We start from the raw sequence: 10,378 nt of genomic DNA, 5'->3' as shown, positions 1-10,378 counted from the left end.
TCCTGTTGGTGGGGCCTGCTATCTTTGCGGCGGGGGGGGGGGGGGGGGGGCGGGGGGGCCCCCCCCGGGGGGCCGCCCCCCCCCCCCCCCGCCCCGCGGTGCACCGTGCCACCGCGGGAGACGCGCACGATGGTGCCGAACCGGTTGTCCCAGTGGTCGATGAGCCGCCGCTGCAACTCCTTCCACCGCGTCCGCCCGCCCGCGTCCCAGCTGGGCACCGCGCAGCGCACGCAGGCCCCCGAGTTCGGGCCGACGACCTCCCAATCGACCTCGCCGCTGGTGATGGTGGTTCCCGGCCCCCAGCCCAGTTCGGCGAACGGCGGCACGTCCAGCTCCAGGTGCACGTTCGGCCGGAACCGCAGCAGGTCCACCGGGGCACCCAGGTCGGCGGCCAGCGCGTCCAACGTGGACTGCACGGTGACCAGCACCGTCGGGCCCCGGTCCTGGTTGCCCGGTTCGCTGCGCAGGCTCAGCGGGATGCCCAGCGAACCGGTGAGCGCCGCGGGCAGCCGCGGATCGGCCCAGTCCCACGCGGTGCCGTCCGGCGCGTGCAGCGTCGGCGCGGGCACCGGATCCACGACCTCCGCGCCGTAGCCGCTCGACCAGTGCAGTAGCGCCGGGTTCTGCCGCACCGTCAGCACCGAACCGGCGCGCCGCTCGCGCTGGTCGACGAGGACGTGCGCCCGGTCGCCGGCCATGCCGCGCTCGTCGAAGCGGGCCGCGGGCACGGCCTCGCCGCGCAACGACTTCACCGGCCAGCGGTGCAGCCGGGAGATGGTCCCGCGCAGCACGCCGGCGCTCACACGTCGCGGTGCAGCAGCGGCAGCAGCGCGTCCGCCAGCAACCGGTCCACGAACCGCGTGTCCAGCGGTTCACCGGTGAGCATCAGCCGGTGCAGCAGCGCGGCACCGGCGAGCTCCACCACGGTGTCCATCGGAGCCTGCGCGTTGATCTCGCCGCGCCGCACACCGCGCTCCACGATGCGCCGCAGCACGTCGCGCTGCGGCAGCAGGAACGACTCGCGGAACGCCGCCGCGAGCTCCCGCTCGTGCGGCAGCTCGCCGACCAGCGCCTGCGCCGCCTTCCCCGCGGGCCCGGTGAGGAAGGTGGCGAACGCGCGCAGGAACTCGCCGAGGTCGCCCGGCACGCTGCCCGTGTCCGGCTCCGGGATGTTGCGCTGCACCAGCTCGTTGCAGGTGTCGATCACCAGGTCGAGCTTCGACTCCCAACGCCGGTAGATCGTGGCCTTGCCCGCGCGGGCCCGGGCCGCGACGGCATCCATCGTCAGCGCGCGGTAGCCGACTTCCGCGAGGACCTCCATCGCCGCGGTGCGCAGGGCTGCGTCGCGCGTGGCGTCCCGCGGCCGGCCGCGTCCGGGGGACCGGCCGGTCCCGTCGGGCAAGCTGCTGGTCGGTGCGTTCACGGCGACCATCCTAGGGAGAAGTGGTGGGGGCGTGGTTTCCGCCGGACCTTTCGGGTGATCTTCCGATCCAGGGCGCGGGGCGCCGGGTCACCGCGCGGCGTGCGCGCTGGCGGTGTCGGCGGCGGCAGCGGCCTGGCGGGTCGCCTCGTCGGACAACCCGTGCCGCGCCTGCAGGTAGGCGGTGCTGAACGCGAAGCCGTCGCCGTTGAGCAGGTGGATCACGACGCGGCCGGTGGGGTTCGGCGCCAAGTGCTCGATGAGCTGGTCGGCCTGGTCCCGGGCGGCGATGAGGCCGGGAGCGCGGGCGGTGCGGGTCGTCTGCCCGGTCGAGACGGTGACCGACCAGTCGTCGCCGTCCGGCACGTAGTTGGCCGTGATGTGTCCCGTTGCCATGTTGCCTCCCCGTCGGCGCTGTTGCGGGCCGGTCACGCGCGCACCGACCGGGTTGGCGCTCCTGCTCGGCGGGCGCCGCAGCCGCGGACGGTGGCTCGGCGTCACCTCACGCGTGACAGCCGACTCTACGGGTTAGCCGCGGTCGAGGTCTGCGGGCCGGTCGATATCGAAACCTTCCGAGACGCCATCGCACCTCACCAGGGTGACGGCGTGATCACGAAGGTAACCGCGCGCACCCGCATCTCCGACGGCCGTCGCCGCGGCCCCCCGCCAGTGCGCGCGTCCCAGCAACACAGGGTGACTGCGTCGCTGGTCGAGTGATGCGGCGGCGAGGGCGTCCGGCGCGGCGTGCGCGGCGACCCGGCGCACCGCCTCCGCCGTCACGCCCGGCATGTCCACCGGCAGGAACAGCGCTGCCGCCACGTCCGCGGATTCCCCTGCCAGCGCGGTGAGGCCGGCCCGGAACGAGGAACCCATCCCGGTGTCCCAGTCCGGGTTGGACACCACGTCGACGCCCCGCAGCTCCGCCGCCGCGCGCACCTCCGCCTCGGCCGCGCCCAGCACCACGAGCACCGGTGCGCAACCACCCTCGGTGAGCACGCGGGCCGCGCGGTCGACCAGGAGGGTGCCGCGGTAGTCGACGAGCGCCTTCGGCATCCCGAACCGCCGCCCCGCCCCCGCGGCCAGCACCACGCCAGCGACCCGCATGCCCCGACCCTACCGACCAGCGGAGTGAACGGACCCTTTGTCCGATCTAGTTGGTCGAACGGTCCGTTCACTCCGGCAGGGCGGCGGTTCAGTAGTCGACGCGGTCCGCCTTCGCCAGCCACCGCTCGAACGGTGCCGCCCGTTCGGCCAGCTGCACCTGGCGGACGCGGGTCGGCCACGGCTGCTCGGGGTGCCGGAACAGGTCGTGGAACGCCCGGTCATCGAACCCGCCGCGCGCCGCGTCGTGCCGGTCGGCGGCGTACACGACGCGATCCAGCCGCGCCCACAACGCCGCGCCCAGGCACATCGGGCACGGTTCGCAGGAGCTGACCAGCACGCACCCGTCGAGGTGGAACGTGCCGAGTTCCCGGCAGGCGGCGCGGATCGCGGTGATCTCGGCGTGCGCGGTGGGATCGAGCTCGGCGGTGACGAGGTTGGTGCCGCTGGCGACGGGCCGCCCGGCGCGCAGCACGAGCGCGCCGAACGGTCCGCCGCCGTGGGTGACGCTGCCGGCGGCGAGTGCCACGGCTTCCGCGGCCCAGCGGGTGTCGGTGAGTTCGGTCGACGGCACGTGGTTCTCCAACGGGGCTCAGACGATGTGGTGCGGTGCCACGGGAACGTGGGTGAGGTCCCGGCCGGTCGCGGCGCGGATCGCGGCGACGACGGCCGGCGTGGTGGAGATCGTCGGTGGCTCGCCGACCCCGCGTACCCCGTACGGCGCGTGCGGGTCGCCGCGTTCGACGACGTCGATCTCCATCGGCGGCATGTCGAGCGCGGTGGGGATGAGGTAGTCGGTGAACGACGCGTTGCGCATGGCGCCGTCGACGACCTGCACCTCCTCCATGACGGCGAGCCCGAGCCCTTGGGCGCTGCCGCCCTGGATCTGCCCGAGCACGGCGTCCGGGTTGACGGCCTTGCCGACGTCCTGCACGCAGTCGAGCCGCACGACCTTCACCAGCCCGAGCTCGACGTCGACGTCGACGACGGCGCGGTGCGCGGAGAACGCGTGCTGCACCTGGACGCGTTCGCTCGCGCCGTCGGCGCCCATGGGGAAGGTGGGCCGGTGGTGGTATTCGCGGGTGTGCTCGACGGGCCCGTCGCCGAGCACCTCGGCGAGGTCGGCGAGCACGCCCGCCGTCGCGGACACGATCTTCCCGCCCTGCAAGGACAGCGCGGCGGGCGTGACGCCGTGCAGTTCCGCGGCGCGCAGCAGCACCGCGTCGCGCACCGCGGCGCACGCGGCCTGCACCGCCCCGCCGGTGACGTAGGTCTGCCGGGACGCGGAGCTGGATCCGGCGGGGCCGACGGAGGTGTCGTTGGGATGGATGGTGACGCGTTCGACGCCGAGCTCGGTGCGGGCGATCTGCTGCTGCACGGTCACGAGCCCCTGGCCGACCTCGGCGGCGGCGGTGTGCACTTCGGCGAGCGGTTCGCCACCGACGAGGGCGAGCCGGACGCGGGCCGTGGAGTGGTCGTCGGCGCCTTCGGAGTAGCAGATGTTCTTGATGGTGACCCCGTAGCCGATGCCGCGCACCACCCCTTCGCCGTGCGTGGTGCCGCCGACACCGCCGGGCAGTTCCCGCACGTCCCGGTCGCCGCCGACCGCGGGCAGCGGGATCGCGGTGAGCCGCCGCAGCAGTTCGGCGACGGGCGCCGGGTGGTCGATCCGCTGCCCGGTGGGGATCGTGTCGCCCTCGGCGATGGCGTTGCGGATGCGCAGCTCGACCGGGTCCATGCCGAGCTCGGCGGCGAGCCGGTCCATCTGGGACTCGTAGGCGAACGTCGGCTGCACCGCGCCGAGCCCGCGCATCGCCCCGCACGGCGGGTTGTTCGTGTACAGGCCCCAGGCTTCGACGTCCACGTTCGGCACCCGGTAGGGGCCGACGCCGAGCGTGGTCGCGTTCCCCACGACGACGGGGGGCTTGGAGGCGTAGGCACCGCCGTCGAAGTACTGCCGCGCCTTCACGTACACCAGCTCGCCGTCCCGGGTGGCACCGTGCTCGTAGTACATCTTCGCCGGATGCCGGTGCACGTGGCCGTGGAACGATTCCTCCCGGCCGTAGACCATCTTCACCGGCCGCCCGGTCCGCAGCGCCAGCAGGCACACGTGCACCTGGATCGACAGGTCCTCGCGCCCGCCGAACGCGCCGCCCACCCCGGACAGCGTCATCCGCACCAGTTCCGGGTCGAGGCCGAGCGCGGCCGCGGTCTGCGTGCGGTCCGAGTGCAGGTCCTGGGTGGCCAGGTACAGGTCCACGCCGCCGTCCTCGGCGGGGATCGCCAACCCCGATTCGGGGCCGAGGAACGCCTGGTCCTGCATGCCCACGGTGTAGGTGCCGGAGACGACGACGTCGGCGACCGCGTCCGGGTCCCCCTTGCGGATCACCTGGTGGCGCACCACGTTCCCGCCGGGGTGCAGCGGCGGCAGCGCCCGGTCGTGCGCGGCGAGCTCCGCGTCGGTGCTGGCGGGCAGCACCTCGTAGTCCACGGCGATGCGGTCCAGGGCGCGGCGCGCGATCTCCGGATGCTCGGCGGCGACCAGCGCCACCGCCTCGCCCCGGTAGCGCACCACGTCCTCCGCCAGCACCGGCTGGTCCTGCTGCTTCACCCCGTACCGGTTGCGGCCGGGCACGTCGGCGGCGGTGAGCACCGCGCGCACCCCCGGCAGCCGCAGCGCCCCGGTCACGTCGATCGAGGTGATCCGCGCGTGCGGGTGCGGGCTGCGCAGCGTCGCGCCCCACAGCATGTGCTCCGCCCACAGGTCGGAGGAGTAGGCGAACTCGCCGCGCACCTTCAACGTGCCGTCCGGGCGCAACGGGGACTCCCCGATGCCGCCCGCGATGCCGGTGTCGAGGTGCTGCGGAGTGCGCGTGGGACCGCTCATCGGGCCACCTCCCCGTGCCGTGCCCCGGATCGCGCGCGGATCCGGCCGCTCGCGGCGCGCAGGTCGCGCGCCAAGTCCACTTCGGACACCGCGGTGAGGGCGCCGTCCTCGACGACGCGCCTGCCACCGCGCAGCAGCAGTCGCAGCGGCGGGAGCGGACCCAGCACCAGCGCCGCCACCGGATCCTCGATCCCGGCGTGACCGAGCCCGTCGAGCCGCCACACCGCGAGGTCGGCGAGCTTCCCGGGCCGCAGCGACCCCAGCTCGTCCTGCCTGCCCAGGCAGCGGGCACCGCCGAGGGTGGCGGCGAACAACGCCTCCCGCACCGAGAGCGCCGCCGGCCCCCGGGACCGATCGGCCGATGTCGCCGCGCCCGGCAGGTCCGCGTCCTCAGGTCGCGCCGTGCCGGGCCGGTCCCGCTCCGCCGGTAGCGCCGCACCCCGCCGATCCCGTGCCCCAGGTGGAGCTCCACCCCGCCGGGCCCGTGCCGTCAGCAGCGCCTGCCGCATCTCCTCGCCGATCCCGCCCGCCTCGTTCGACGCGGCCCCGTCCGCACCCAGCCCGACCCGCACGCCCGCGTCCAGCAGCTCCCGCAGCGGCGCCGTTCCCGCCCCCAGGCGGCCGTTCGAACTCGGGCAGTGCGCCGAACCCGTGCCCGTCTCCGCCAGCCGCGACACCTCCGCCGCCGACAGGTGCGCGGTGTGCGCCAGCCACACGTCCGGGCCCAGCCAGCCGAGGGCGTCGGCGTGCTCCACCGGGGTGCGGCCGAACTCGGCGCGGCACCGCCGCTCCTCCTCCGCGGTCTCCGCCAGGTGCGTGTGCAGCCGCACGCCGCGCGCCCGCGCCAGCTCCGCGGCGTCCCGCAGCAACCGCTCGCCGACGCTGAACGGCGAGCACGGGCCCACCGCGATCCGCACCACCGACCCCGGACTCGGATCGTGGAACCGGCCGATCGCCGCGTCCGTGCCCGCCAACGCCACGTCCGCGTCCTCCACCAGCGAATCCGGCGGCAACCCGCCCCGGGAACGCCCGCGGTCCATGCAGCCCCGCACCGCGTGCAGCCGCACCCCGATGCTCCCGGCCGCGGCGATCACCGCACCGAACACGTCACCGCCGTCGCGGGGGAACACGTAGTGGTGGTCGGCGATCGTCGTCGCCCCCGACAACGCCAGCCGCGCCGCACCCGCGGCGGCCGCCGCGTGCGCGCAGTCCTCGTCCAACCCCGCCCACACCGGGTAGAGCGAGGTCAGCCAGTCGAACAGCGGCGCGTCCGGCGCGAACCCGCGCGTCACCCACTGGTACAGGTGCTGGTGGGCGTCGACCAGGCCCGGCGTGATCAGGCAACCGCGCACGTCGATCCGCTCGCCCAGCCCCGGATCGGCCCGGCCGGCGCCGACCGCGGCGATCCGGCCCCCGTCGACCACCACGTGGCCCTCGGCGTGCTCGGCGCCGTCGACGGTGACGACCGCGGCACCGTCGAGCACGAACCGCTCAGGCATGGCCGGCCTCCCGCCGGGACGCGAGCCGCACCGCGTCCACGATCTTCTCGTAGCCGGTGCAGCGGCACAGGTTGCCTGCCAGCGCCTCCCGGATCTCCACGTCCGACGGGTCGGCGCGCCGCCGCAGCAGATCCGTGGCCTGCACCAGCAGGCCCGGGGTGCAGAACCCGCACTGCACGGCGCCCGCGTCGAGGAACGCCTGCTGCACCTCGCTGAGCCGGTCGCCGTCGGCGAGCCCCTCCACGGTCCCCACCTCCCGGCCCTCGACCTGGCCGGCCGCGACCAGGCACGCGCAGACCGGGACCCCGTCCAAGGTCACGGTGCACGAACCGCACTCGCCCTGCTCGCAGGCGTTCTTCGACCCGGGCAGGCCGAGGCGTTCCCGCAGCACGTACAGCAGGCTCTCGCCCTCCCACACGTCGTCGGCCCGCTGCCGCCGCCCGTTGACGGTGAAGTTCACGCGCATGACCGCCTCCCGTTCCGGTGCTCGTCCCACACCCGCAGCACCGTCCGCCGGGCCAGGACGCCCAGCGCGTGCCGCCGGTACCCGGCGGTGCCGCGCACGTCGTCGACGGGGTGCGCGGCTGCCGCCACGAGCTCGCCGAACCGCCGCACCACCAGGTCCGGCAGCTCCCGCGGCCGCTCCCACCGGTCGCTCGCGGTGAGTTCGGCGGCGAGGAAGTCCTCGGCCGCCGTCGCGCGGAACGGCACCGGGCCCGCCGACCCCACGCCGGTGCCGATCCGCCGCCGGTCCGGGTGCAGGGCGATCGCGAACGCGCACACCGCGATCACCATCGCGTTGCGGGTGCCGACCTTCGCGAACTGCTGCGGGCCGGAAGCGGTCGGCACGTGCACCGCGGCGATCAGCTCGTCCGCGGCGAGCGCGTTGCGCTTGGGCCCGGTGAAGAACTCCGCGACCGGCAGCGTCCGGGTACCGCGCACCGAGGCCACCTCGACGCGCGCGTCCGAGGCCAGCAGCGGTGGATGCCCGTCCCCGGCCGGCGAGGCCGAACCGAGGTTCCCGCCGAGCGTGCCCCGGTTGCGGATCTGCGGAGAACCGACGGTGCGCGCTGCCGTCGCCAAGCCCGGGAGCCGGTCGCCCAGCTCGTCGACCAGGCGCGCGTAGGGCAGCAGCGCGCCGATGCGCAGCACCCCGTCCGACTCCGACCACTCCTGCTCGGCGCCGGTGGCGGTGAGGTCCAGCAGCGCCTCCGGCCGGTCGTGGCCGAAGTTCAGCCCGACCAGCACGTCGGTGCCTCCCGCCAGCACGGTCGCCGCGGGGCGGGCCGCCCGGATCTCCAGGGCCTCGCGCCACGAGGCCGGGCGCAGGAAGTCCACGGCGCTTCCCCCCTGTCGGTCGGAGTCGACGAGGGCCGCACCACTCGTAGCCCGTCGCCGTGGGTGGTCGTCCCAGTACACAACTCGCGAACGGAGGTTGACCAGCGGTGGAACACCCGAAATGCCGGACGGGTGAACACCCGTCCCTCGTACGTTCCTACGAACCGGCGCCCCTCCGGTCGCCTCCCGAAGCGCGCACCCACCGCTGCGGAGTGAACGGACCGTTCGCCCAACGGGATGGGACGAACGGTCCGTTCACTACGGATCCCGCGGCACTCGCCGCCCGCGCTCGGGTCGAGCGGTGCCGCACCGCACACCGCCGCCGCCCGCACGGCCGAGCCGGGTGAACGGACCGTTCGTCCAACTAGATCGGACGAACGGTCCGTTCACTCCCTCCCGCGGGACTCCACAGCCCGCCCCGGACGGTGCAGAGTGAGCGGCGTGCGCCTGAGCGAACTCGTCGACGACCCGGACCTGGGTCTGACGCTGCTCACCGGCCCGGCGGATCCGGTGGTCCGCGGCGTGTACGTCACCGACCTGCTCGACCCGAGCCGCTACCTGAGCGGCGGCGAGCTGGTCGTCACCGGCCTGATGTGGCGAGCGGACCCGGCGGATTCGGCCCGGTTCGCCGCCGCGCTCGCGGCGGCGGGCGTGGCGGCGGGCGTGGCGGCGGTCGCCGCGGGCACGGCGCGGCTGGGCAGCACTCCGCCGGACCTGGTGGCCGCCTGCCGGGAACACGGCCTCCCGCTGCTGGAGGTGCCGGTCGCGGTCAGCTTCAGCGCGTTGTCCGAGCGGATCCTGGACGCGCACCGCGCGGCGGGCCGGGGCTGGGTGTCGGCGTTGGCGGCGGGCGCCGGGCTGGACGAGGTGCTGGAGCGGGCATCGGCCGAGCTGGGCACCGGCTGCTGGGTGCTGTCCGGCGCGGGAGCGGTGCTGGCGGGTCCCGCGGAGCCGCCGGCCGCGGACGACCTGCGCCCCGGCCTGTCGGGGGAGGGGACTCGGGCCGGGTGGTCCTTCCGCCCGGTGGGCGGTGGCGGTGAGCCGCGCATCGCCCGCTGGTTCGTGGTGTCCCGCGCCGGCGCGGTCCCACCGGAGGCGCTCGGGGAACTCGCGACCGTGGTCGCCCTGGTGCGCAGCCGCGTGGACCAGGCGCGGCGCATCGCGGGCCGGTCCGCGGAGTCGGCGCTGCGCAGGCTGCTCGACGGCACGTCGAGCGCGGCGGAGGTGGCGGCGCGGCTGGACGCGGCGGGTGTGCCGGTGGAGGAACCGCTGCGGGTGGTGCAGCTGTCGGTGCCGGGTGGTGTGGCGCGCGCGGCCGCGGTGCTGCGCGAGTTGGCGGCGGCGACGGGTTCGCCGTCGGTCGTGGCGCCGCTGGGGGAGGTGGCGGTCGCGGTGTTCGCGGCCGACGAGCGGCGGCTGGCGGGGCTGCCCGCGCGGTTCCGCGGGTTCGCGGAGCTGGCGGGTCCGGCGGCCGGTTTGCGGGCGGGCGTCAGCGACGTCGCGGCGGCGGACGGCTTGCGCTCCGCGCTGGAGGAGGCGGGGCACGCGCGGCGGCTGGCGGAGCTGGCCCCGGATTCGGCGGTGGTGACGGCGGATGCGCTGGCGTCGCACCGGGTGCTGCTGGCGTCGGTGCCCGCGGAGTTGCGCCGGTCCTACCGGGACAGGTTGCTGGGGCCGCTGTTGTCCTACGACGAGGCGCACGCGGCGGATCTGGTGCGCACCCTGCGGGTGTTCCTGGAGTGCTCGGGTTCGTGGTCGCGCTGCGCCGCGCTGCTGCACGTGCACGTGAACACGTTGCGGTACCGGATCGGCCGGGTCGAGCAGATCACCGGACGAGAGCTGGGAAATCTCTCCGCACGAGTGGATTTCCACCTCGCACTGCAACTTCTCGACGACAGCCCGTCCTGATCGGCCGCTGCGTCGTGTGAGTCGTCACAAACGCCCGTCCGGCCGGGGATGTTTCACCCGATCGGTTCGTAATCGGCTGCGTCGACCGGTACCGTGCTTGGTGGGGCCCCCCCCCCCCCGCCCCCCCCCCCCGCCCCCCCCGCGGGGAACGGGTTGGGCCCGACCTAACCCCCCCCCCCGGGGGCGGGCCCCCCCCCCCGCCCCGCCGGCGCCCGGGCCCCCGCC

The 10,378-nt window shown here is 75.3% G+C and carries 10 protein-coding genes; 1 reads left to right on the top strand and 9 read right to left on the bottom strand.

Going from position 1 to position 10,378, the window contains the following annotated elements:
- The 9 genes from LCD35_RS24840 to LCD35_RS24800 form a co-directional block, all read right to left on the bottom strand.
- Positions 1 to 803 (bottom strand): MOSC domain-containing protein (locus LCD35_RS24840; protein WP_225045053.1); only part of this gene is annotated, 803 nt, incomplete at its 3' end.
- Positions 800 to 1,423 (bottom strand): TetR/AcrR family transcriptional regulator, encoded by a 624-nt coding sequence (locus LCD35_RS24835; RefSeq protein WP_224960605.1) that lies wholly within the window; start codon positions 1,421 to 1,423, stop codon positions 800 to 802. The genes LCD35_RS24835 and LCD35_RS24840, both read right to left, overlap by 4 nt.
- 87 nt (positions 1,424 to 1,510) lie before the next feature.
- Positions 1,511 to 1,816, bottom strand: a complete 306-nt coding sequence (locus LCD35_RS24830) for a hypothetical protein (RefSeq protein ID WP_224960604.1) — start codon at positions 1,814 to 1,816, stop codon at positions 1,511 to 1,513.
- Positions 1,817 to 1,948: 132 nt separating this feature from the next.
- Positions 1,949 to 2,524 (bottom strand): NTP transferase domain-containing protein, encoded by a 576-nt coding sequence (locus LCD35_RS24825; RefSeq protein ID WP_225045052.1) that lies wholly within the window; start codon positions 2,522 to 2,524, stop codon positions 1,949 to 1,951.
- Between the two features lie 88 nt (positions 2,525 to 2,612).
- Positions 2,613 to 3,095: a nucleoside deaminase gene (locus LCD35_RS24820; protein WP_225045051.1), complete on the bottom strand. Its 483-nt coding sequence runs from the start codon at positions 3,093 to 3,095 to the stop codon at positions 2,613 to 2,615.
- An 18-nt stretch (positions 3,096 to 3,113) separates the two neighbouring features.
- A complete protein-coding gene (gene pucD, locus LCD35_RS24815; RefSeq protein ID WP_225045050.1) occupies positions 3,114 to 5,408 on the bottom strand; it encodes a xanthine dehydrogenase subunit D in 2,295 nt (764 codons plus the stop codon).
- The gene (locus LCD35_RS24810; RefSeq protein WP_224978390.1) at positions 5,405 to 6,907 is read right to left on the bottom strand and encodes an amidohydrolase family protein; all 1,503 of its coding nucleotides are present in this window, start codon (positions 6,905 to 6,907) and stop codon (positions 5,405 to 5,407) included. The genes pucD and LCD35_RS24810 overlap by 4 nt, the downstream gene beginning before the upstream one ends.
- A complete protein-coding gene (locus tag LCD35_RS24805; protein ID WP_224960597.1) occupies positions 6,900 to 7,373 on the bottom strand; it encodes a (2Fe-2S)-binding protein in 474 nt (157 codons plus the stop codon). Before LCD35_RS24805 ends, LCD35_RS24810 begins: the two co-directional genes overlap by 8 nt.
- Positions 7,364 to 8,245, bottom strand: coding sequence for a xanthine dehydrogenase family protein subunit M (locus LCD35_RS24800; protein WP_225045049.1), 882 nt, complete (start codon positions 8,243 to 8,245; stop codon positions 7,364 to 7,366). Before LCD35_RS24800 ends, LCD35_RS24805 begins: the two co-directional genes overlap by 10 nt.
- A 441-nt stretch (positions 8,246 to 8,686) precedes the next feature.
- On the opposite strand from LCD35_RS24800, the gene LCD35_RS24795 reads away from it, so the two are divergent.
- Positions 8,687 to 10,153: a helix-turn-helix domain-containing protein gene (locus tag LCD35_RS24795; protein WP_225045048.1), complete on the top strand. Its 1,467-nt coding sequence runs from the start codon at positions 8,687 to 8,689 to the stop codon at positions 10,151 to 10,153.
- Positions 10,154 to 10,378: the final 225 nt, after the last annotated feature.

Origin of the sequence: Saccharopolyspora sp. 6V, from assembly GCF_020176785.1 — a bacterium.
GTDB lineage: Bacteria > Actinomycetota > Actinomycetes > Mycobacteriales > Pseudonocardiaceae > Saccharopolyspora_C > Saccharopolyspora_C gregorii.
Note: the sequence above shows the minus strand (reverse complement) of the source record. Positions and strands in the feature narration are given on the sequence as shown.